Consider the following 23,875-nt stretch of genomic DNA (forward strand, 5'->3'; position numbering starts at 1 on the left):
CTTCTTAAAATAGTTTTATATATATTTTTATGTTTTTATAAAATGCTAAATTTATATTTTATTTAACTCTCTGTTTAATTTAATTCTATCATATTTTTGAGTTAAAAAAATATTTTCCCCTAAATTTCGTCTATTTTTTTAGATTTTTCTAGATATTCAAACAATTTTTCAAGTCCTATACCATCAATTGTATCTATTTTAAATATTTGACTTGCTCCTGCTAGTGATAATCGTTCATAAGCTATATTAATTTCATCTTCAGTAGACATATTTATTTTGGTTATAATTCCTATTACATCTTTACAAAACATACTTGCAAATCCTGGTGCTATATAATTTTCTTCTTGTGTAGCATCATATACTATTGCTATAATTTTTGCATCTACAGATGTTGTTATCAATGCATTGTACAAGCTTCTATTTTCCATATATTCACCTGGAGTGTCTATTGCATCATTGTAAAGTTCTACTGATTGGGTTTTCTTGTATTTCAATTCCAATTGGTCTAGTTTTTGGCACAAAGTGGTTTTACCACTTCCTGTTTTTCCCATAAAAATTATATTTTTCATTGTATTATTATGTCCTTGTTATTTTAGTAGATGAGAAGTTCAACATATTTCCTAAAACTTCTAAAACATCATTTAATGCTGATTCTACAGAACTTACATCACCTGATATTACTACAGAACCACTAAATCTATCTATAAACCCCAAAGATACATTTGAAGATTTTGTAGCAACATCTGCTGCTATTATTGATGCTTCACTTGGTGTTATTGTGAGTATTCCTATCGCATCTTTTTTATCAAGCACTAATCCTAATTTCTTATATATATCTTCATTAGGATTGGCTATTATATGTGCCAATGTAACCTGTTTTCCAGGAACATATTCTTGAATAACTCTTTGCTTAGATTCTTCAGCCAAATTTATTCCCTGCTTTCTTTAAGTATAGTTTATTAAAAAATTACTTGCTAAAAATAAAAGGAGCTCCATAAGAATAATATTAATATTCCTAAGAAGCTCCATTGCTTTTTTACTAAAATATCACACCTTTGTGATACCTTTATTATAGTTTTCTGCTTTATATTTGTCAATATATAATTTATATTTTTAAAAACATTTTCCCTATTTGTATAATATTATGTTTACATGTAATAAAATGTAGTTATTTAATATTATTTAATATGTTTATTATATCCTCTTCAGTTGGTACCTTAGGGTTGGTTAATGTACAAGTATCTTTTATGGCAAGCCTTGCTATTTCTCTCTCTTCATTAATTATATCTTCTAGACTTAATTTACACTGTGTCAATTTAGTTGGCATATTCATTTCTTTTTGCAGTTTCTTTATTTCATTTACTAAGTTTTTAACAGCTATTCTTATATTACCATTACCAAACCCTACTAATTCTGCTATTTGTGCATATTTTATAGCTGTATCTGAGTAAGCTATGTTGGTATATCCTATTATTGATGAATTATATTCTATAACATGTGGAAGTAATATTGAGTTTGTTCTTCCATGTGGTATATGAAATTTTCCGCCTAATACATGCGCTATAGAATGATTTATACCAAGTGATGTTTGGTTAAATGCCATACCTGCTAAACAAGATGCATTGTGCATTTTTTCTCTAGCTTCTATATCATTTCCATCTTTGTATGCTTTTAATAAATACTTAAATACTAATTTTATAGCTTTTTCAGCAAGTGCATCAGAAAAATCATTAGCATTTGTGGATACATAAGCCTCTATTGCATGTGTTAATACATCTATACCTGTATCTGCTGTTATAAAATTTGGTACAGTTTTTACAAGTTCTGGGTCTAGTATTGCCATATTTGGAAGTAAATCATCACTTACTAATGGATATTTACACCCTTTTTGATTATCTGTTATTACAGAAAATGATGTTACTTCTGAACCTGTTCCACTTGTTGTTGGTATTGCTATAAATTCTATATCATTAGCATTTAATATTTTTTTAGAAAAATCCATTATAGATTTTGCAGCATCTATAGCAGAACCTCCTCCTAATGCTATTATTATATCTGGATTCATAGATTTAAATTTTTCTACTCCTGCTACTATTGTTTCTATTGGTGGGTCTGGTACTATTTCTTCAAAAACTTGATATGTTGAATTTATTAAGTTAAATGTTATTTTATCTATTGTTTTTGATTTAACCATAAATGGGTCTGTTATTATTAATACATGTTTATCTTTTAATTCTTGTAGTGCTTTTAATGCTCCTTCTCCAAATTTTATTTTGGTTTTAATTTCAAAGTTATTCAAATTTATCTCCTCCTTAAATTCAATGCACAAAAAAGCTCCATAGATAAAATCTATGGAGCTCCTTTGCTCTTTTAACACTTCATTGTGTTATATTAAAATATACTATTTGATTAATCTAATGTCAAGTTAATAGTATATAAAATACATCTAGATATTTTCTCATTTGTATATCTCTTTTTTATATTTAATCTTTAATTTTCTAAATCAATAATCGAAATTTATGCATCAGTTTTACTTACTTTTAAGTCTTCTTCTAAAGTATTAAAAGCTTTATCCAAAACTTCTTTAGAATATTTTTTGCTTACTATATTTACAAACCATCTAGCTTTAGCCATTTCTATTTCATTAAGTTTAGCCTCATCTTTAGGAAAAATCTCTATAACTTTGATTTCCATACACAAACCTCCTACAAAGTTTTTGCTATAAGGCTTAATTTTAAAAATTCTTCCTTATAAAATCATTTAGATTATAACTTTTTATATTAGTTTATGAAGTTATAGATTTGTCCTGATACAACTAAGTACTAAATTTAATGTATCTGCTGATTATTTACTAGATTTTTCGTGATATAGAAGTAAAATCTAAGAGACTGATAAAACTGATTTAGAATTTAAAAAGCAAAGAAATAAAAGAAATAAATAGTCATATATTATAAAGAATAGATTTATGATATTGTTAAAAGTTATGGTATTTTTTTAGCATTGAATACAATATAAATAACTACCTAACTTATAGGAGGTTTTAATTTTGAAAGCTGCAATTTATTCAAGAAAATCAAAGTTTACTGGTAAAGGTGAATCTATAGAAAATCAAATACAACTATGTATGGACTATGCTAAGTCTGTTGGTATAAAAGATTTTTTAATATATGAAGATGAAGGCTTTAGCGGTGGTAATATAGATAGACCTCAATTTAAGAAAATGATGCAAGATGCGAAAGCAAAAAAGTTTGATTATCTTGTGTGCTATAGATTAGATAGAATATCAAGAAATGTATCTGACTTCTCTACTTTAATAGAAAAACTAAATAAACTAGATATATCTTTTATATCTATCAAAGAGCAATTTGACACTTCTACCCCAATGGGAAGAGCTATGATGTTTATATCTAGTGTATTTGCACAGCTTGAAAGAGAAACAATAGCTGAACGTATAAAAGATAATATGTATGAACTTGCTCGTACTGGAAGATGGCTAGGTGGCAAAACTCCTCATGGATTTAGCAGTAAAAAGATTAAATACTTAGATGAAAACCTAAAAGAAAGAAGCATGTATCAGTTAGAAGTTAGTGATGGTGAAATGGAAGTTGTTAAAATAGTTTATGCTAAGTATCTAGAACTTAGGTCTCTATCTCAATTATACAAATATGTTTATCACAATGGAATAAAGGGTCCTCGTGGTGGTAAATTTGACCCTAGTTCATTATCTGGTATACTTAGAAGTCCTGCTTATGTGAAAGCTAATGATGTTGTTGTAGAATATCTTAGAAATAACAATATGGAAGTTATCGGTACTCCTGATAATGAATGTGGAATACTTACTTATGCTAAAAATACATCTACACCTATAGCAGCTATTGCTAAACATAAAGGAATTATAGATTCTACTACTTGGCTTGAAGTTCAAGGTTTACTTGATGCTAATCGTGATAAGAGTCCAAGAACTGCTACTGGTAAAGTTGCTTTATTATCAGGACTTTTAAAATGTTCTAAGTGTGGTTCTAATATGAGAATTACTTATAAAGGTAAACGAACTGATGAAGAATTAAAGTATTATTATGTATGTGGTACTAAAAAGAATCTCGGTGTTGATGCCTGTAATTGTAAAAATCTTAATGGGCCTTTAGTTGAAGATATTATTATTGAAAGAATTAAAAATTGTAATGTTGAATCTATTATAGATGCTTTTCATGAAAATAAGATTAAAGTTGATGATGTATCAAATAGCGTTAAAAATGAGATTGATATATTTAGGAATTCTATTGAGGATAAGGAAAAGAGCATTGGGAATTTGGTTATGGAGCTTGCTAAAAATACTGGTAGTGTTGCTTCTGATTATATTATCTCTCAGATTGAAAGTTTAAATAATGAAATTGAAGAATTAAGGATTAGGTTTAGAAACTTAGAAGATAAAAGTGTTGATATTAAAAATGCCAGTGTTAATTTAGATATTGTTGTTAGTAATTTAGAAAAGTTTAATGATATGGTTGATAATGCTAATCTGGATAATAAGAAGTTATTGCTTTCTACTCTTGTTGATTCTATAGTTTGGGATAGTTCTAGTGGTGCTCTTAGTATTGTTTATATGGGTGCTGACATGGATGACTTAGTTTCTGTTGTCTGATAGGTCGCACTTCTGTAGTGATGGCAGAAGCAATAAGCATATCAGATAAAGTTGCAATACTATCTAAAAGACCAGCTACTATAAAAAATATTTATGACATTGAACTTAATATGGATGGAACAAAAACGCCTCTCAAAACACGTAAAGTTCCCGATTTTCAAAAGTATTTCGACATATTATGGAAGGAGCTAGATACACATGAGGCTTAATAAAAGATCTGAAGGATATATAAACTATATTAAAGGTGTAAAAAGAGAAAAAAGAAATGTATTATTTTATCAACTATTAATTTTAATTGGTTTTATTATAATTTGGGAGATTTTAGCTGATTTAAATGTTATAAATACTTTTCTATTCAGTAAACCAAGTGATATTTACAATTTGTTTATTCAATATGCATCTAGTGGCCAACTATTTAAACATATTGGAGTATCTGTATATGAAACAGTTCTTGGTCTTGTTATAGGAACTGTTTTAGGTATTCTAGTAGCAATTGCTCTTTGGTGGTCAGAAAAATTATCAAAAATATTAGACCCATTTTTGGTAGTTTTAAATGCTCTTCCTAAGACTGCTTTAGCTCCTATAATTATAGTTTGGGTTGGTGCTGGAATAGAAGGAATTGTAGTAACAGCTGTAACTATTTCTGTTGTTGTTACCATACTTTCAGCCTATAATTACTTTATTAATATAGATGAAGAAAAAATTAAGATGTTAAAGAGCTTTGGAGCTAGCAAATCACAAATCCTATTTAAACTTATATTACCTGCAAATACAGGAAATTTAATAAACTTAACTAAGATTAATATTGGTATGGCTTGGGTAGGTGTTATAGTAGGAGAATTTTTGGTATCAAGATATGGAATAGGATACTTGATAGTTTATGGTAGTCAAGTATTTAAGCTAGATTTGGTAATGATGGGTGTATTTGTATTAGCTATTTGTGCATGGGCAATGTATGCTGTAGTCAACATTATCGAAAAAATATACAATTCTAGATAAATAAAAAATCTTATTTAGTAAATTTAATCATCCTAGTATTTATACTATAGGATAGTTTTTTAGAAGCACTTTAATTGTACAATCAAAAAATTATAACTGTATAACTTTAATATTTGAAACTGTAGGAATATTTGTGAGAAATATAAAACAAATTTACCTACAGTTTTTAGTGTATAAAATAAGTAAAACAAGTTAGATTTTCACTGATTTTATACACTAAATCCAATAGTACAATTCATCTTTCTATAATATCTGGAAATGTGTCATACAATCTTATTTTTTATTGAGTATATTGTAAAGTAATAGAACAATTAAAATACCAATTACCCTATTTTGAAACTTACACAATTGTGTATGAAAGACAAAAAATAATTACTATCAAATTCATAATTTTAAGTATTAATGCATATAATTATATGTCGGTTAAAGGCGTATGAAAATAAAAGGAATTCATAAGTTATATGTTGTATAGATATTGTAGATGTAATATGTAAGAAATTTCAGCACTATTTATATTCTATACAAAAAGATATTTGAAGGGAGATTAAAAATGGGAATATTAGAAGGAGCTGCAATGATAAGAAAAATTGCAATTAAAATAGCTAAAGAAAAAGGTATCACAGAACAAAAGGCATGGCCTGAAGCTGTAAAAGAGTTTAAAGAAAAATATGAACTTGTATTATAAATTTTGATTATAAAAAACTGTCTTGATTTTATTGAGACAGTTTTCATACTTTATGATGAAATTTTTATAAAAAAGTTTAATGTAATAGAATTTAATTATTAAAAAAATAATTTGAAGTTTATTTTATCTTTTATACTTTTAGCTATAAAATAAATTTGTTTTTAATACTATTTTTAAGGTATAAATCTTATATATTAAATATAAGATTTGGAGGTATTTAGTTTGGAAAATAAACTTGAAAATAGATGTTCATGGCAAGAGTATTTTATGAGATTATGTGAGACAGTAGCTGAAAGAGGTACTTGTGATAGAGCTTATGTGGGTGCAATAATCGTCAATTCAGAAAATAGAATCGTATCTACTGGATATAATGGTAGTATATCTGGAGATAATCACTGTAGTGAAGTTGGCCACGAGATGAGAGATGGACATTGCATCAGAACCATTCACGCTGAACAAAATGCACTTTATTATTGTGCAAAAGAAGGTATACCAGTTAAAGATTGTTCTATTTATGTAACTCATTTTCCTTGTTTAAATTGTACTAAGGCTATAATTCAATCTGGAATTAAACATATCTACTATAAAACTGGATATAGGATGGATGAATATGCCTTGAGATTATTACAATCAAGCAATGTGTTATATACAAAACTGCAATTTTAATACTTACTACCTATTATTCTATAATTTTACAAAATACTTTATATTAGATAATTAAAGTATAAAAAGAAACAAAATTTTAAATAGCGCATATATTAAATAGAAGTTAAATTTAATCATAAAGGAGATGTATAATTTGAAGGTAGTAGTAATACCAGGGCACACTTTAACTGGAAAAGGCACAGGAGCTGTTGGATATATAAACGAAGGTAAAGAGACAAGAATAATAAGTGACTTAGTAGTTAAATGGCTTAAATTAGGCGGGGCTACTGTTTATACAGGAAGGGTTGATAAGTCAGATAATCATTTAGCTGACCAATGTGCTATAGCAAATAAGCAAGAAACTGATTTAGCTGTTCAAATTCATTTTAATGCAAATGTCATAACTTCAGTTCCAGAAGGTACAGAAACAATATATAAAAGCAATAATGGAAAGACATATGCAGAAAAAGTAAATTCTAAATTAGCTACGGTATTTAAAAATAGGGGTGCAAAGGCTGATGTTAGAGGTCTTTATTGGCTTAATCACACTAACTCAACAGCAATATTAATAGAAGTATGCTTTGTAGATAGTAAAGTAGATACAGATTACTATGTTAATAATAAAGATAAAGTTGCTAAATTAATAGCAGAAGGAATATTAAATAAATCTATATCAAATTCTCAAGGGGGAGATAAAGTGTATGAAAATGTAATAGTTTATAAGGGTGACGCTGATAAAGTTGCTGCTCAAATTTTATACTGGCAATTGAAAGATGCTTTAGTAGTAGAAGCATCTAGCTATAAACAAGGCTTAGGCAAAAAAGTTTATGTTGTAGGTGGAGAAGCTAATAATCTTGTAAAAGGTGATGTAATAATAAATGGTGCTGATAGATATGAAACTGTAAAATTAGCATTAAGACAAATAGGTAAATTATAAAATAAATAATATTTAAATATTGTTTATTTTACAAAAAATATAATAAAAAGATGTATCTACTTATTATGTTTATTCATCAATAGATACATCTTTATTTATTCATACTTTATAAAATATTTTCTAAAAAATTAGTTTAGTAAGGTTTTAAATTTACAGAAATACTAAAGCTTATAGTATTAATATTTTTTATCTGAAAAAACATTTTTAATTATAGTTAATATATCAACTATGACATCCATGTTTGATTTGACACTATCTTTAGTAACAAGAAAGTCTGCTGTAACTTCAGTAACAGCTTCTGTTACATCTTTCATATTCTCGCCTACTTCTCCAAAACTATCTACAACACTAGGAAGATTATTTAAAGTTGTATTTATATTTTGAGTATTTTCATTTAATACATTTCCAACATTGTTTAAAATCTTATGTAATTTAGCAAGTACAATAATTAAATAAATTAAAGCGATACACCCAAGTATAGCTAATAATACATATATTATACTAATATTAATTGTTATTGTGTTATTCATTATTATTCCTCAGTGGCACTTACTGGCTCAATAATGTCTATTACTCTATCTTCCTCGCTAGAATCTTCAACTCGTTTTTTATTATCTATATAATTTCTTATTTTTTGCTTTGATTCAATGAAATTTCCTTTTCTGTCTTCTAATTTTTCAGATATTTTACCTTTTGCATCCACTGTTTTCATGTTTATTTTATCAGCAATTTGTTGAGATGCATCCTTTATATCCTCTCTTGTTTCTTTTCCTGATTTAGGTGCTAGTAATACTCCTCCAACTGCACCAGTAACAGCTCCTAATACGACACCAGCTGTTGCAATTTTAGCTTGTTTGGCTTTTTCAGCTCTTTGTTTAGCTTTTCTTTTATCTTCTATTTTTTTTGATAAACTCATATCCAATCGCTCCTTATTATAATATTTCTACATATTATAATACATTTTTTTCCATAATGATATAGTTTCTAACTAAATTTTTAAAAACTAATAAAAAATTCTTTCTAGTATTTCTTTTGTGCTAAATATCTCCATATTTTTTCACCCTTTTAAATAAATTAATTTTAAAAAACAAAAAGAGAGGAATTAATCCTCTCTTTTAAATTTAATTAGACTTGGCAGGGCGGCGTATCCTGCATCTCTATTAACTACTCTATAAGTAGCGTATTGGGTGCCTTTTCCAACCTCAAATCTAATTAATAAATATTTACATATATATTTATATTATAAGCTATTTGACAATATTTTTCAATGCTTTAGGAAAAATTAATAATATTATGTTAACCATCATATTGTAATACTCTTCCACTACTAATTCTACTTTCTAATTTTGCTTCTTTTATGGCATATAATGAAGAGACATATAGATATCCTTTTTTTGTATCTAGTTCTGTAGCAACTAATATATAATTATCAAGTTTTTTTACAAATTCTACACTTTTACCAGGTTTTTTAGGATGACTTCCTATATACTCAGGAGATTTGAGCACTGTTTTTATAGTTTCTAGTATATCGTTAAAAATGTCTTTACTTAATTGACCTCTATGTTTTTTCTTTATATGTTTTATAACACCAGAAGAAGCATAAATTTTACCAGTATATTTAATTCCAGCGAGTTCAGCTAATTCTTCATCTATGATTCCAACAACTTTGTCTGTAGACATATAAAGCACATTCCTTTCTAAGATAATTTACTGCTAAAATTATTAAATTTAAATATCTATATTTAAAGTATAGTTTATTCCAAAAAGAAAAGATAGTATAATATAGTTTTTTCATATCTGACTTTATATAACCTCTTTTTATATGATTTATAAATGGTAACTAAGTCTCTATTTTCAAATTATTTTTGGAAAATTTTTAATTTTTAAAGCTTATATTATATATATATAATTTTTTACTTGAAAATATATATATTCTGAATTATTATAATAGTAAGAATTAAAATGAAATTAGGCAAAACTAGGGAAATCTAGTAACGCAAAGCTATAGGGGCTAAAATTTGATAATATTATTTTTATATATCAAATAAATTACCAATAGGAGGAAATTATGAACGCTCAACAAGAAGTATATAAAAAATTGGATGAATTAAATATATCTTATGAAATTGTAAATCATCCTGCAGTCTATACAATTGATGAAATGGAACAATTAAAAACACTACAAATGGAGTTTGTTGTAAAAAATTTATTCCTTCGCGATTCTAAGGGTAAAGAGCACTTTTTAGTTGTCTTAGGTAAGGATAAAAAAGCAGATTTAAAGGATATACGCCAAAAAATTGATAGTAAACCTCTTAGTTTTGCTTCTGAAGAAAGACTTGAAAAATATCTAAAACTTACTAAGGGAGCTGTAACACCTTTTGGTATATTAAATGATACCGATGCTATTGTAAAAATTGTATTTGATAAAGATTTATTAAAAATGGATAAAATAGGTATACATCCAAATGACAATACTGCTACTGTATTTTTAAAGTTTGAAGATTTAAAAAAGCTTATAGAAGAAAATGGAAATGAAATATACTATGTAGAAGTATAAGTTTATTATTTTACATATAATAAAAAATAGATAAAGGGGATGTCTCAAAATAAAAATTTGAATTATCTCCTTTTTTATACAAAAAATAGAAAGGGGGTTCATAAGAACCCCTAATCTAATTCACATTACTTCTATATTATGAATTCTGTATTTTCAATGTCTAAATCGCCTTTCGGAACGATTGTGAATCATTTGAACTCAATCACACAGATGTTTCTTTAATTTTCTATTAAGTCATATCATCCCTAAGTGCATCAATAATATTTTCTCTTTTTATCTTACTAATGGCATACAACATTGTAATGAACACTATAAAGAGAACGACAAATACGCTGATTCCGATGCTGGCCCATGGAAGTACAAAATCTATATCATCCGTGACCATTCCTTTATGAATTAGCCAGGAAGAAATTACCGCTATAGGAAGTCCAAAGAGCAGAGCCCTCATTCCATAAAAGGCACACTCAAAATTCATCATCTTCTGGAAATCGCGTTCAGACATTCCCACAGAGCGAAGCATGGCAAGCTCACGACGGCGCAGCTTAATATTTGTGGAAATTGTGTTGAACACATTGGCGACTGCAATCAGTGAGATCATAATGATAAAAGTATAGGCGAACACGTTGGCAATGAAGATGTAATTGCGGTTTTCGTCCATCATTCCATACATATTGTACAGGTTGTACTCGGCTGTAATCCCCTCACTCTCGATGATTTTCTCTATTTCTGCAACTGACTGAGTGGGATTCTTTGATTGAAAGCTCAGACTTTTAATTCCTGTAGAAGCATTTGGAGTCTCAAACGCATCTTTGACAGAATAAGGTGCCAGCACTCTGAAGGAGGCTTTTCTCATCTTGGAGTTTCTGATGCCTGGGGGAGAATCTGGTGGCACGGTTTTGACAAACGTAATGTTTACGTTTTGTCTCTTGGACACCTTTGAATCGTCATTGGTTTCAGGAGTAAGGTCAACATTCGTAGAAGAATTTGTGAAGATATCAATAGTATGGTCATCCTCCACCATCATGGAAACGGCAATCATTTTTGCATTTTGCCCAGTATATTCTTCTTTTGGCAACCCCAAATCTTTGATAATATTGAGATAAGTACTGTCATCAAGAAACTGTATATCTACTGGCATATCAACCGTTTCATGTGGCGAATGTGAACCCTCATAGTTCAAGTAATCATCTGTAAGTTCACTTACTTTAACAACGCATGAATAGGTCATAAGTTCTTGATACAAGCCTTCGTAAACACCATTGGCAGTCTTCAGTTTATCGTAAAGCTGTAGCATTTTGCTGTCATTCATATCCTGTGTGGAAAAAATGATGTCCTGGTCAGTAACCTCTGACGCCTGATTTGAAACCCGTTTCAGATCTGCTACCAAAGCACTAGTTGATATGAACAGCACTATGCTTAAAACAAGCGACAACACAATGCTACGATAGCGTTTCTTGTTTCTTTTAAAATTTTTCAGTGCAAGAGTTCCCTCCAGACCGTAAATACGCTGTGCGAGCTTTGATATCTTCACGGCTTTGGATTCGATTTTTACCTCGTTCGTCTGGCGAATACACTCCATCACTGGTTTGCTAGCGGCCTTTCTGGCCGGAATATAAGCCGAGATTAAGATGGTAACCATGCTGACCACTGCCGCAACGACGATTGCGGGGATGGACAACGTCAAGGTCAAAGAGACGTTGGTGTAGAGAACATTTGCAAAATTTTTTGCGATAACAGAAATCACAAGCCCAATACTGACTATACCAACCGCAACACCAATCGGTATTCCAACAGCACCAATGCAAAGACCCTCAAACAGCACCGAATTACGTAGCTGCTTTGCTGTTGCTCCAACAGATGAAAGGATTCCGAACTGCTGTGTGCGTTCGTTCAACGACATGTTAAACGAATTATAGATTAGAAAAATCGAGCCGAGCATGATGATGGCGACCACAATACCCCCAACTGAGTACAAAAGCATATTGAACAAGTTGTTGTCGGAAATGCCCATAAAACGTAACACATTATCATTTAAAACGTAAGCATGGTCTCCAGTGTTTCTTGTATAGGAATGAACCTTATGTGGATTTTTCAACGTGACAAACAGGCTGAGGCTATCCGCTTTGACTTGTGCATCCGCTTTGGTTATCAATGTGTATCCTGGTGCGGAAGATTCCTCAAATACAGGCTTTCGGTAGGTACCAACAACTGTATAGCTTCTCTCGCCTTGTGACACAAGAGTTTCATCCCCAGCAGTATATGGATCACTCTGACTAAGCTTCTTATTTCCATTCATACGGTTTCCCACGGGCAAGGAAATAGTATCACCCACCGCGAATTTGACGCCACCGTCTGTTGCAACTTTCCCAGAAACAAGAATCTCACCACTGTTTTCAGGTAATCTTCCAGAAATCAAAGTTATAGGCAAAGTATCAAAGGCTTCTTTGCTGAATCCGGCTATAAAAAGATATGGCTTGCTCGGATTTCTGTTGCCATCAAGCGTTGCATAGCCAATATTTTCAAATGTTGCGGTATTTGCAACTTCATCGTTTCCTGTCTGTTCCTGTACGAAAGAGGGATTAACGTCCAAAAACTCGACATGCCAATCGCCATACTTCTCAATCGAGCCATTTACCATATAGTTTTGCAGGGAAATGGCAAGTGTAGCAACTGCTGTAATCATGGCAGCAGACAGAACAACTCCGATAACCGTTACAATCGTTCGTGTGCGCCTCTTTTTCATGTTTTGCAGAGCAACTTTGTTGAAAATGTTCATGACCTATCTACCTCCTCTCATCTCGTGTCACTTTGCCATCTGATATGCAGATAATGCGGTCTGCTTGCAGGGCTATATTTTCGTCATGTGTGACGATGATAAGGGTTTGACGATATTTTTTATTACTTAATTTCAGTAGATTGATAATTTCATGACCATTTCGGCTATCCAAACTGCCTGTGGGTTCATCAGCAAGCATGACCGCTGGAGCGTTCATCAAAGCACGTCCTATGGAAACTCGCTGTTGCTGACCTCCAGAAAGCTGATTGGGTAAATGTGTTTTACGGTCTTTTAGCCCAAGCAGATTCATCAAGTCATTCAAGCGTTCCTCGTTGACCTTTCGCTTGTCCATCAGTATAGGTAAAGTGATGTTTTCCACAACATTCAGAGTGGGAATGAGGTTGTGAAACTGGTAAATCAGACCGACTTGTCGTCTGCGGAAAATGGCTAGCTTTTCATTGCTTTGGGCGTATACATCCTGCCCGTCCAAATACACCTTTCCGCTTGTTGGTACGTCCACTCCACCGATGATGTGAAGCAATGTAGATTTTCCAGAGCCAGATGAACCTATGATTGCGGTAAACTCCCCCTTTTCTATTGTAAGTGAAACATTGTCAAGTGCAGTAACTTGGTTCTCGCCCTTGCCGTAGACCTTGCATAGATTTTCAATTTTTAAGAACTCCATTATGTAAGTCTCCTTTCTTATGGTTTACCCATATAATATAACTTTCAACTTACATCTCTGTGACTTTCAGGTGAGAGATTAGTCACTTTGGGAAACGAATGACAAATATCGCGCCACCTTGTTGGTGATTTTTTGCGGTAATCGTCCCACCCTGACGTGTTATAATTATCTTACAGAGAGCCAATCCAATTCCATATCCTGTGGCTTCTGAGTTTTTCCCACGATAAAACCTGTCAAACAAGTAGGGTAAATCTTCTTTTTCAAAGCCTGCTCCACTGTCATGGATAGCAATTTCAGTAAACAGTGGGTTGTCCTCACAAACAATCTCAATCTTCCCACTATCACCTGCACTTTCTATGCAATTTTTGAGAATATTTTGAATTGCTTCCGAAAGCCAACCTGAATCGCCCTGAATAATCATTCCTTTAGACACGTCTATTTGCAAAGCAGTGTTATGCAGTTCAATTGGGATTAGAAATGGTCGAAGTGAGTTGCATATCAAGTTGTTCACATCTATCTGCTCGCTTTGGAAAACTACAATACCTGCGTCCAAGCGAGATAATTTCAATAGGGAAGTAATCAGCCAATCCATCTGTACAAATAATTCCTCTGTTTCCCGCACTAATGCTTTTCGTTGATTTTCATCAGGGTTATTTGATAGCAATGACAGAATAATGTTCGCAGATGTGAGAGGTGTGCGGAGTTGGTGGGCTATGTCAGCTAACGAATCGGCAAGATGTTCTTTTTCTTTTTTTAGCGCATCATTTTGTTCCCGAATACACAGCGTCATTTTTGTTATCTCGCTGTGCAGAATGGAAAGTTCGCCTTCATCCGATTCACCAATATACAGATGGTCATCATTATGAAGCACAAGATCGATTTGATTTGAAATCTGTGCAATGCTTTCATATCGAGCTTTGGTAAAAGCGAAAAACGCTATGCCAAAAGCAGTAACAGAAGCAATGGCAAGGATTCCCGCAGCCATATTTATTGCAAATCCAAGTGTTACAGTGGTGACAGCCATTAAAGAGAATAAAATGGCAAACTTCTTAAACTCTCTATTCCGAAGCATAACCGCCCCCCAATCTATATCCTGTACCACGAACGGTCAGAATTATTTGTGGGTTTGCTGGGTCACTCTCTATCTTCTCCCTCAAGCGCTTTATGTACACAGTCAATGTATTATCATTGACAAACTCACCCGCCGCGTCCCATAATTCGTCAAGTAGCCTGCTTCTTGTAATAATACTTTTTGGGTTACTGATAAACACCAACAACAAGCGGTACTCTAAAGCTGAAAGAAAAACCTCATTTCCATTTTTTTTCACGACACCACTTGCCATATCTACATGAAGTCCACAGATTTCAAAAGCCGATTCTGAACGTCCGCTTTTTCGTAGGGCAGTTCCAATTCGCGCAATCAATTCACGCGGACGAAAAGGCTTGGTTATATAGTCATCTGCCCCTATATTCAGTCCAGTAACAACACTCGCCTCATCGCCTGAAGCTGTCAGAAAGATAACGGGAACATCTTGCATTTCTTTAATTTCCGTGCAAACTGTAAAGCCATTTCCATCAGGCAAGGAAATATCAATCAATGCCAAGTCAAACTTATTACTGGCAAGTGTGGCAATAGCTTCACCTCGCGTAGGAGCGTGGGTAACTGTAAATCCCTCCGATTGTAGCAAAAGCATAAGATTTTTAGCAATTGCCTTATCATCCTCAACCAAAAATATTCGTTTCATTTATTTTCACCATCCTTTAGTTTATACTACTATGTAGTCTGTTAGCTGAAACAAACCACATATTCCTCATTTTTTTGCCCACTTAATCCGCATAGCAGAGCAACGGCAGATTACCATCCAGGTTTGCCCCAATTTGCCCATAATCACTTGCAACCAAAATTCCACTATTTTTTATTACTTTTTTCTTGCAGAAACAAGTAACATCATAGGTCTACGTAATTCATCTTTCATTTCAGGAATTGTATTTAATAATTTCTCTTCTGGTTGAGGTTCAATGATTTCTAATATCTCAAATCCAGCTTTAACTAAAGTATTTAGATAAGTAGTTAATGTTTTATGATATTTTATAACTTCTTCACCTAAAAAATTTGATTTTCGAAGTCCCTCTGTAAAATAGTTATCTACTGGCCAGTGTAAATTGTTTCCATCTTTATCACAGTACCATTCTTGAGTTCCATATGCAGTGAATATAGGATGTTCAACCGAAAATACAAAATCTCCTCCGCTTGAAAGACAATTACTTATATTTTTACATATCTCTTCAAATGATTGAATATAATGAAAAGCCAAAGAACTAATTACTACATTAAAACAATCTTTTGGGAAATCTATATCTTCAATAGGCATACATATGTATTTTATATTATCAGATTTTGTTTTATTTCTTGCTTCTTTTAGCATCTTTTCTGAAATATCAATTCCAATAGCAGACTCTGCACCATTTTCAACTGCATATTGACAGTGCCATCCAAAACCGCACCCTAAATCTAATACTCTTTTTCCCTCGAAATCAGGTAACATTTTTTTTAGAGTGTGCCATTCTCCAGCACCTTCAAGCCCTTTTTTAGAGCGGTCCATATTACTGTATTTGCCAAAAAATTCATCATTGTCATATTTATTTTTTTTCATTTAATTTCCTCCATTTTAACTGTACTTGTTTAAATATATTCGTTAGAGTATAAAATGTAAACTTTCACTATCTTACATAAAAATATTTTTAAATTTATAGAATTAAATTATTGTTTATATGGATTAATTTAATATCTATTATTAATAAACTTTATGCCTATATAATTTATATAAAAATATTACTGTTTTAATTTTATATCTTAATTTACAAATAATCAATACAATCTATTTAATATAGTTGATTACTTGAAATCAAACATAAAAATTATTTTTAAATTCTTGTAGAAATAAATTCTATATATATGTATTTTTGTAACAACTACAATAAATATTTAATATTATATATTATTCGGATGTCTTATAGGAGGTATTTATTATGTTTAAAAAAATAATCGCAATTGCAAGTTCTATTGTTATGAGTACAATATGCTTAACTGGATGTGATTTTAACTCTAACGATAAAAATGATAACTCTGATTCAGCTAAAGACTTAGATAAAGTAACTATTGCAGAAGTTACTCATTCTGTTTTTTATGCTCCACAATATGCTGCTATTACAAAAGGATTTTTTGAGGATGAAGGAATAAATGTTGACCTTATAAATACTCAAGGTGCGGATAAAACTATGGCAGCTTTAATTTCAGGTGAAGCAAATGTAGGCTTAATGGGTCCTGAAGCTTCCATATATGTATATAATCAAAACAAAAACGATTATGCTGTAAACTTTGCTCAATTAACTAAAAGAGATGGGAGTTTCTTAGTTGCTAGAGAAAAAATGCCTAATTTCTCCTACGATGATTTGAAAGGTAAAGAAATATTAGGTGGTAGAAAAGGTGGAGTTCCATTAATGACTTTTGAATATGTTTTAAAAGACAAAGGGCTTACTATTGGAGAAAATTTAAAAGCAGGCAATGTTAATGTAAGAACTGATGTACAATTTGGAGTAATGGCTGGAGCTTTTGCAGGTGGTGAAGGTGACTTTACAACAGCATTTGAACCTACAGCAACTGCTATGGAAAAAGAAGGTAGTGGATATATAGTAACATCTATAGGAAAAGATTCTGGAGAAATACCATTTACAGCTTACTCTACTACTAGATCTTACATGAAAAATAATAAAGATTTAATTCAAAGATTTACAAATGCTGTTTATAGAGGTCAATTATGGGTTCAAAAAGCTCCTAGTAAAGAAATCGCAGAAGCTATGCAACCTTTCTTTGAAGATATCTCTCTAGAAGATTTAATAACAGTTGTAGATAGATATAAGTCAATAGATGCATGGTCTCAAAACCCTGTATTAAAAGAAGAAGGCTTAAATAAACTAATGGATGTTATGAAAGAAGCTAAGGAATTAGATAAAGAAGCACCTTATAAAGACATCGTAAACACTGAGTTTGCAAATAATGCAATAAAAAATATAAAATAAATATGTATCAATTTTAACTAAAAGCTTACAAAACTTATAAAAAGAGTCTTTTAAAAGACTCTTTTTATAAGTGAGATTAAAGTTTATATTAAAAAATAGAAATCAAAGTATTGTAAGAATACCTATATATCTATCCTCTGTATTCTGCTCCAGCATTGATTTTTGTGATTTGAACAGCAACCATTTCCTCATTGCTTCCATTAGTAATTTCATGCCATTCTCCTGTTGGCACAAAAACAGTGTCACCTTTTTTTACATCACATTCATGTTCCCCAAGTTTCATTTTCCCTGCTCCTTTTAAGAAAACAAATATTTGTTCACCATTAGGATGTCTATGGGCATTAAGAACTTGATTAGGTTTAAAATAATAAACTTCTGAAGTTATATCATTACCAGCAAATACTGGTATTTTTGGTACTGCTGCATCATTATATTGAGCTAAGCTTCCATCTAATAGATTCTTTTTATTTTCATGCATACTATAAATACCTCTTTTCTATATTATAGATTTACTATTATTATTCCAATATAAAAAAATAGTATTCTCCTCATATACAATAGGAATAAAATTCTTTTCTAAATATAATGAATATGTGTTACTATATTTTAAATAGTATATATCCATATATTTATAAAAAAAAGGCATAAAATATACTATTTTATGCCTTTTTTTATAAATGCAGCTTTTTCAATACTTACATAAATATAATTTATTTATTTGTCAGTGAAATGTCAGTAATTTTTTTGGATTTTTTTATTGATTTTTCCTCTTTTTATGATTCTCATAAACATTATCTTTGTATTTATATTTTTAAAATTTATAGAAATCAAACATATTAATTTATTACTCTAAATAGTTTTTGCATTGAATTATTTATACTTTATAATTTTTTTGTTTTAGCTATACCATATTTCTATCATAAAGAGTTCATCTAATTTTATTTCCATTCAAATTCTTTTTAAATTAAAAATTAGTTATACTACATAAATTTCCATCGAAAATATTTGCGTTTCTGTTTTTTTATTTTAACAAACTTCGCTTTTAATTTTTTAATTAAATTCATAAATTTTATTTTTTATAAATTTCATCTAAAATTTACCTCTTTGTATTTTAGATTTTAAATACATTCTATAAAATCATGCGGTGTTTTATACCTATCCCATATAAAATTCCTTAAAATCCATTTAAATGTGTAATTAGATGCTTGGGTTATAAATGTGCCTAAAAAGTTAACTATATTTATATTATGTAAACTTAAATGGATTTTGAAAGCTTCATTTATATTTTTAAATAATCAAGATAAACTTGCAATTATTTTCGTAGTGATTTATATTAATATTATGAATATTTATTTTATATTCATAATATTAATATAAAACATAAAGGGGGTTTAGTTACGGAAAAAATAATGAATTTTTTTAAAGAAAATCCAATCTTCTACTTTGCTACAGTTGAAGATAATAAACCAAGAGTCAGACCATTTGGATTCCTTTATAATTATTGGATTTTTACATAAAAAATACTAGATATAAATTTATGATTTATATCTAGTATTTTTATTTGTCGCCTACTACTTTCATCTATCAAAAACAATTGTTTTCCATATTGCAAAAAATTCTCTTGTATAATATGTCGGAACAAATGAAAGCTTTGACTTACTAGCGTAAAAAGCAATATTTTTATATTCATTTCTAGATGCTAGTATTTTACTTCTAAGAACATGAAAATCAGTTGTTACAATTTTTACTTTTATATCTTTTATTCTTTTTCTACTATGCTCTTCTATCTTTAGCTTTGAATATTTAAAGTTTTCATAAGTATTTGTAGATTTATCTTCTTCTATTATTCTATTATTATCTATACCATTTTTAACAAGATAATCCTTCATAGCTTTTGCCTCAGTTATATTTTCTCCATTACCCTTTTTAACAAGATAATCCTTCATAGCTTTTGCCTCAGTTATATTTTCTCCATTACCCTTACCACCTGATACTACTACATAGCACTCATTATTAACTTTTAAATATTTTAAAGCAGTGTTTAATCTTCCCTTTAATGTAGTACTTGGCGTAGTCTTTTTTACAGAAGCTCCTAAAATCAAAAGATAATCACTTTTTGTCTCAAAACTATTTTTAGGATAAAAGATTATTAAGCTTTCAGTAATTATGAATACTATTAAGAAAACACTAATTAGTATTTTTAGCACTTTATAAAAAACCTTCTTTTCTTTAATTTTCTTTTTTAAGATTTGATAAACAATTAATAGCGTTCCTATAACTAAGAAAAATCCACTAAATGAAATACCACCAAAAACTATTTTAAGATAGAAATAGTAAATTATAAATATTAAACCCAATATTAAATTAATCATATTTCCATAATCCTTTTTATTTGTTTTTATTTTTATATAAAGAAATATCTATGCACTCTATAAGACAGTTATATTCTCCATCTATCCAATTAATCCAACTTGCCATCGATACATTTTCTCCAAATATATTTGTCTCCGTTTTAAATTTTGAATCTTTATTTTCTTTTAATCCATTAATCGGACAATTATTACAAGGAATATTAGATTTTAATAACGACTTATAACATTTATCTCCTATTTTTATTTCTAAACCTAAACTTGAGACCTTGTTATTAACAAAAAGAAGTTCATAAGTATTCGTATTTACTATATATATATAATTATCAATAGAATCAAGAACTTCTTTTAGTGATAGATTAGAATCCTCATATTCAATTTCCTCTTTAAGATTTTCTTCTTTCACGCTATCATTACTTATATTAGTTTCGAGTTTATTTTCACATATGCAATCATTATAAAGTGCATACTTATCTTTCCCTTTACTCTTTGCATAGTAAAGTGCCATGTCTGCTTTTTGATAAAGCTCTTCAAATACAGTTCCATGTTCTGGTACAAATGAAATTCCAACTGTACCAGATATCTTATACGTTTTTTTATTTTCAGTATAAGAATTTCTAAATATATTACATATTTTATCTGCTTTACTTTTAGCATTTTCAAAAGATTGTATATTCTTTAAGAATACTATAAACTCATCACCACCAATACGCCCCACTATATCATCTCTTCTAAATATAGGCTTTAATTGTTTAGAAACTTCATACAGAACTTTATCTCCAAAAACATGTCCTAAATTATCATTTATTGATTTAAAATTATCTATATCAATAATAAAGAAAGCATGAATCCCCGAATTTGATTCTTCTGAATTTAGAAAATCTTTAATAAGATTTTCTGTAGTACCTTTATTATATAATCCCGTCAAAGTATCTCTTTCAGCTTTTAATTTTAATTTGATTTCTTCATTTTTCTGTTCGTCGATGTCTTTAATATAAGCAAGTGCTTTTATATCATTCGTAATAGAATCTTTTATTAAATGCATTGTACAAAGCACCCAAATCATTTTATCATCTTGATTCATTCTTCTATATTCTAACTTTATTTCACTTATATTATTTTTATAGGCTTCTAATAAATGTTTACATAAAAATGTATTTAAAAATACTTCTTTATCATCTTTATGAATAACAGTCTCTGATATAGACTTCACAATTTCAGAGTAGTCATTACTTGGTTTAATTCCAAATTGTTGATACCAATTTTCATTTCCCATTATAAAAATATCCTTTGATACATTTATTTCATAGGTTATTATCGCTTCTGATAATATAGCAGAATGATATTTGTCTGCTTGATTATATCTTATTTCTGCTTCTTTTTGTTCACTTATATCTTCTTGTATCCCAATAGCTCTTATAGGTTTACCATCTTCATCAAAAATAGTAGTTAGTGTAATTTTGTTCCATATGTAGCCTTCATCTGGAACTCTTATTTTGACAACACAACTTGCAGTTTTTTCTCCATTTATTATCTTCTCATACATTTTTATAAAATCTTCACTAAAATCTTTATAAATAATTCCCGCTTCAACTAAAGAGTAAGGAACATTTTCATTTATTTTATCAATATTATAATTTCCCATGCTCTTATTAGTATTTACAAGCGATTTTGTATTTATATCATACTCAAATATAATATTTGATGTTTGATTTAATGCAATTCTAAATCTTTCTTCATTAATTTTGAGTTTTTGTTCTGCATTTTTTAAATCAGTTATATCAGTTAAAATCCAAATTCCTTTTTTACTACCATCGCTATCAGTAATGAGCCTTCCTTTGAGAGAAACCCATATAATATTACCATTGCGTTTTTTTATTCTATGTTCACCTACAGCAATATTTCCAATAATCAACTGATGCCTTATATTTTCAAGAATCTTTTTTCTATCATCATAAAAAACAAGATTACATGATTTATATTGAAGTTCCTCTTCTAACTGTTTACGTGTATATCCAATCATTGATAGATAACCAGAGTTAGCATATTGTATAGTAAAATCCTCATCAAATTCTGTTATAAGTATTCCACCTAATATATTTTCTGATACCATTTCAAGTTCTAAATTCTTTTGTTCCATCTCTTTTTCTAATTGTTTTGTTTTAGTAATGTCTACTGTAACACAACAAAGATATTTTTTACCATTAGGTTCTACTATAAGTTCCCCCTTATCAGCTATCCATACTGTATCACCACTTTTAGTTATAACTCTGTATTCCAATTCAATGGTTTTATTTTTATAGAGTTGTTCAGAAATTTCTTTTTTTACTCTTTCAACATCATCTTTGTGTATTATTTTATAAAAACTATTATTAAATAGTGTTTTTATTTCTTCTCTTGTATAACCAAATAAATCAACAAATCCATCACTTAAAAATTCAAACTCACATTTTTCATCAACAGTACATTTTTGAACTCCTCCAGGAATGCTATTTGTAATAGATGATATTTCCTTATTAGCTTTTAGAATATGCTTTTGCGATTTATTATTTTTATAAAAGATATATATTATTAGTACAATAAATAATAAGAACACTTTACAAATTAAAGAAAATGCTAATTGATTTATTTTATCAATATTTTTTCTTACAGTGTATTGTGGTATTACTGAAAGGACATACCAGTCATTTACACCTATTGGTGTATATGTTGCATAACGTTCTTTACCTTTATATTTATATGAAATAAAGCCACTCTTTTTATGTTTTGTATCTTCATATACTTTTTTATAGCTATAACCAATATCAAAAGAAGCTTCCTTGAATATATCATATATATTACTACTTGCTCCAACTATAGCATTTGTATGTGAAGATTTCAAAACAAATTGTCCACTAGATTCAAATATATCTATATATCCTTCACTATTGAAACTTGTTATATCAATAAATTCAGCTAACTTGTCATTATAGTATGAACCATATAAAACACCAATAACTTTATTGTTTTTATATACAGGTGTAGCTATAACAAAAGTATCCTTCCCATCAATAGGAGATTTTACTACTTCAGATATATTACTATCTCCACTAATTGCTTTCTTAAAATATTTATAATTTGATATATCAACAACTTTTCCATCGCTAGTATGACTTCTTCCATCAGGAGAAGCAATAGAAATTCTTTGAAAATCAGATTCCTTTGATATTTTAGCCAACAATGGAATTATCTCAGGATTATCTATAGTATCAAAATATGAAACCATATTCGCTACACTCTTAACAAATGATAATGAACTGTCTAGTTTTATTTTTATGGCATTAGAGCTCTGTAAAGATATTTCTTTTAAATTAACTCTATTGTTTTCTTCTTCTTGAACATTAGTTTTAAATGCAAAATCAGAAAAAGAAATTATTGTGAATAAAAATATTAAAATAATACTCATTGCGCTTTTTAACGATTTTGCTCTTATCACTTACTTACCACCTCCAAATTAAAAT

The 23,875-nt window shown here is 29.6% G+C and carries 24 protein-coding genes; 9 read left to right on the forward strand and 15 right to left on the reverse strand.

Going from position 1 to position 23,875, the window contains the following annotated elements:
- Window positions 1-119: 119 nt before the first annotated feature.
- The 4 genes from KGF46_RS06435 to KGF46_RS06450 form a co-directional block, all read right to left on the reverse strand.
- Complete coding sequence (locus tag KGF46_RS06435) at window positions 120-569, reverse strand: EutP/PduV family microcompartment system protein (RefSeq protein WP_227828062.1); 450 nt, start codon at window positions 567-569, stop codon at window positions 120-122.
- A 7-nt stretch (window positions 570-576) separates the two neighbouring features.
- A complete protein-coding gene (locus tag KGF46_RS06440) occupies window positions 577-927 on the reverse strand; it encodes a BMC domain-containing protein (protein ID WP_169466896.1) in 351 nt (116 codons plus the stop codon).
- A gap of 241 nt (window positions 928-1,168) precedes the next feature.
- Window positions 1,169-2,299: a 1-propanol dehydrogenase PduQ gene (locus tag KGF46_RS06445; protein WP_227828063.1), complete on the reverse strand. Its 1,131-nt coding sequence runs from the start codon at window positions 2,297-2,299 to the stop codon at window positions 1,169-1,171.
- A gap of 218 nt (window positions 2,300-2,517) precedes the next feature.
- Window positions 2,518-2,694: a hypothetical protein gene (locus tag KGF46_RS06450; protein WP_227828064.1), complete on the reverse strand. Its 177-nt coding sequence runs from the start codon at window positions 2,692-2,694 to the stop codon at window positions 2,518-2,520.
- A 352-nt stretch (window positions 2,695-3,046) separates the two neighbouring features.
- On the opposite strand from KGF46_RS06450, the gene KGF46_RS06455 reads away from it, so the two are divergent.
- The 6 genes from KGF46_RS06455 (at window position 3,047) to KGF46_RS06475 (ending at window position 7,908) form a co-directional block, all read left to right on the forward strand.
- The gene (locus KGF46_RS06455) at window positions 3,047-4,642 is read left to right on the forward strand and encodes a recombinase family protein (RefSeq protein WP_227861871.1); all 1,596 of its coding nucleotides are present in this window, start codon (window positions 3,047-3,049) and stop codon (window positions 4,640-4,642) included.
- 17 nt (window positions 4,643-4,659) lie between these two features.
- Entirely contained in the window at window positions 4,660-4,851 is a 192-nt protein-coding gene (locus KGF46_RS06460; protein ID WP_255287799.1) for a hypothetical protein, read from the forward strand.
- A complete protein-coding gene (locus tag KGF46_RS06465; RefSeq protein WP_227828066.1) occupies window positions 4,841-5,641 on the forward strand; it encodes an ABC transporter permease in 801 nt (266 codons plus the stop codon). The genes KGF46_RS06460 and KGF46_RS06465 overlap by 11 nt, the downstream gene beginning before the upstream one ends.
- Window positions 5,642-6,191: 550 nt before the next feature.
- Window positions 6,192-6,326, forward strand: coding sequence for a hypothetical protein (locus KGF46_RS20010; protein WP_021384696.1), 135 nt, complete (start codon window positions 6,192-6,194; stop codon window positions 6,324-6,326).
- Between the two features lie 222 nt (window positions 6,327-6,548).
- Complete coding sequence (locus KGF46_RS06470; RefSeq protein WP_227828067.1) at window positions 6,549-6,992, forward strand: deoxycytidylate deaminase; 444 nt, start codon at window positions 6,549-6,551, stop codon at window positions 6,990-6,992.
- A gap of 124 nt (window positions 6,993-7,116) precedes the next feature.
- Window positions 7,117-7,908, forward strand: a complete 792-nt coding sequence (locus tag KGF46_RS06475) for an N-acetylmuramoyl-L-alanine amidase (protein ID WP_227828068.1) — start codon at window positions 7,117-7,119, stop codon at window positions 7,906-7,908.
- A 176-nt stretch (window positions 7,909-8,084) separates the two neighbouring features.
- Here KGF46_RS06475 and KGF46_RS06480 read toward each other — a convergent pair whose 3' ends face one another.
- The 3 genes from KGF46_RS06480 to KGF46_RS06490 form a co-directional block, all read right to left on the reverse strand.
- Entirely contained in the window at window positions 8,085-8,438 is a 354-nt protein-coding gene (locus KGF46_RS06480) for a hypothetical protein (RefSeq protein WP_227828069.1), read from the reverse strand.
- Window positions 8,439-8,440: 2 nt separating this feature from the next.
- Window positions 8,441-8,824, reverse strand: coding sequence for a YtxH domain-containing protein (locus tag KGF46_RS06485; protein WP_227828070.1), 384 nt, complete (start codon window positions 8,822-8,824; stop codon window positions 8,441-8,443).
- A gap of 380 nt (window positions 8,825-9,204) precedes the next feature.
- Window positions 9,205-9,588, reverse strand: coding sequence for a PBECR2 nuclease fold domain-containing protein (locus KGF46_RS06490; RefSeq protein ID WP_227828071.1), 384 nt, complete (start codon window positions 9,586-9,588; stop codon window positions 9,205-9,207).
- Between the two features lie 388 nt (window positions 9,589-9,976).
- On the opposite strand from KGF46_RS06490, the gene KGF46_RS06495 reads away from it, so the two are divergent.
- Window positions 9,977-10,465 carry a prolyl-tRNA synthetase associated domain-containing protein gene (locus KGF46_RS06495; protein ID WP_255611304.1) on the forward strand — a complete coding sequence of 163 codons (489 nt, stop codon included), beginning with the start codon at window positions 9,977-9,979 and terminating at the stop codon, window positions 10,463-10,465.
- A 229-nt stretch (window positions 10,466-10,694) separates the two neighbouring features.
- Here KGF46_RS06495 and KGF46_RS06500 read toward each other — a convergent pair whose 3' ends face one another.
- From KGF46_RS06500 to KGF46_RS06520, 5 genes are all read right to left on the reverse strand, one after another.
- Complete coding sequence (locus tag KGF46_RS06500; RefSeq protein ID WP_227861872.1) at window positions 10,695-13,241, reverse strand: ABC transporter permease; 2,547 nt, start codon at window positions 13,239-13,241, stop codon at window positions 10,695-10,697.
- 7 nt (window positions 13,242-13,248) lie between these two features.
- On the reverse strand, window positions 13,249-13,926 hold the full coding sequence (locus KGF46_RS06505) for an ABC transporter ATP-binding protein (RefSeq protein WP_227841658.1): 678 nt from the start codon (window positions 13,924-13,926) through the stop codon (window positions 13,249-13,251).
- 82 nt (window positions 13,927-14,008) lie between these two features.
- The gene (locus KGF46_RS06510) at window positions 14,009-14,998 is read right to left on the reverse strand and encodes a sensor histidine kinase (protein WP_227861873.1); all 990 of its coding nucleotides are present in this window, start codon (window positions 14,996-14,998) and stop codon (window positions 14,009-14,011) included.
- On the reverse strand, window positions 14,985-15,671 hold the full coding sequence (locus KGF46_RS06515) for a response regulator transcription factor (protein WP_227828074.1): 687 nt from the start codon (window positions 15,669-15,671) through the stop codon (window positions 14,985-14,987). The genes KGF46_RS06510 and KGF46_RS06515 overlap by 14 nt, the downstream gene beginning before the upstream one ends.
- Before the next feature lie 174 nt (window positions 15,672-15,845).
- Entirely contained in the window at window positions 15,846-16,580 is a 735-nt protein-coding gene (locus KGF46_RS06520; RefSeq protein ID WP_227828075.1) for a class I SAM-dependent methyltransferase, read from the reverse strand.
- 376 nt (window positions 16,581-16,956) lie between these two features.
- On the opposite strand from KGF46_RS06520, the gene KGF46_RS06525 reads away from it, so the two are divergent.
- On the forward strand, window positions 16,957-18,006 hold the full coding sequence (locus tag KGF46_RS06525) for an ABC transporter substrate-binding protein (RefSeq protein ID WP_227861874.1): 1,050 nt from the start codon (window positions 16,957-16,959) through the stop codon (window positions 18,004-18,006).
- 130 nt (window positions 18,007-18,136) lie between these two features.
- Here the strand turns inward: KGF46_RS06525 and KGF46_RS06530 are convergent, their stop codons facing one another.
- Window positions 18,137-18,484, reverse strand: coding sequence for a cupin domain-containing protein (locus KGF46_RS06530; RefSeq protein WP_227828086.1), 348 nt, complete (start codon window positions 18,482-18,484; stop codon window positions 18,137-18,139).
- Between the two features lie 931 nt (window positions 18,485-19,415).
- Here KGF46_RS06530 and KGF46_RS20315 point away from each other — a divergent pair.
- Entirely contained in the window at window positions 19,416-19,523 is a 108-nt protein-coding gene (locus tag KGF46_RS20315; RefSeq protein WP_413840325.1) for a hypothetical protein, read from the forward strand.
- Window positions 19,524-19,583: 60 nt separating this feature from the next.
- Here KGF46_RS20315 and KGF46_RS06535 read toward each other — a convergent pair whose 3' ends face one another.
- Together KGF46_RS06535 and KGF46_RS06540 are read right to left on the reverse strand one after the other, a co-directional pair.
- Window positions 19,584-20,378: a YdcF family protein gene (locus tag KGF46_RS06535; protein WP_227861875.1), complete on the reverse strand. Its 795-nt coding sequence runs from the start codon at window positions 20,376-20,378 to the stop codon at window positions 19,584-19,586.
- Between the two features lie 16 nt (window positions 20,379-20,394).
- Complete coding sequence (locus tag KGF46_RS06540) at window positions 20,395-23,850, reverse strand: PAS domain-containing protein (protein ID WP_227829925.1); 3,456 nt, start codon at window positions 23,848-23,850, stop codon at window positions 20,395-20,397.
- Between the last annotated feature and the right edge of the window lie 25 nt (window positions 23,851-23,875).

The sequence above is a fragment of the Clostridioides sp. ZZV14-6153 genome (genome assembly GCF_020657855.1).
GTDB lineage: Bacteria > Bacillota > Clostridia > Peptostreptococcales > Peptostreptococcaceae > Clostridioides.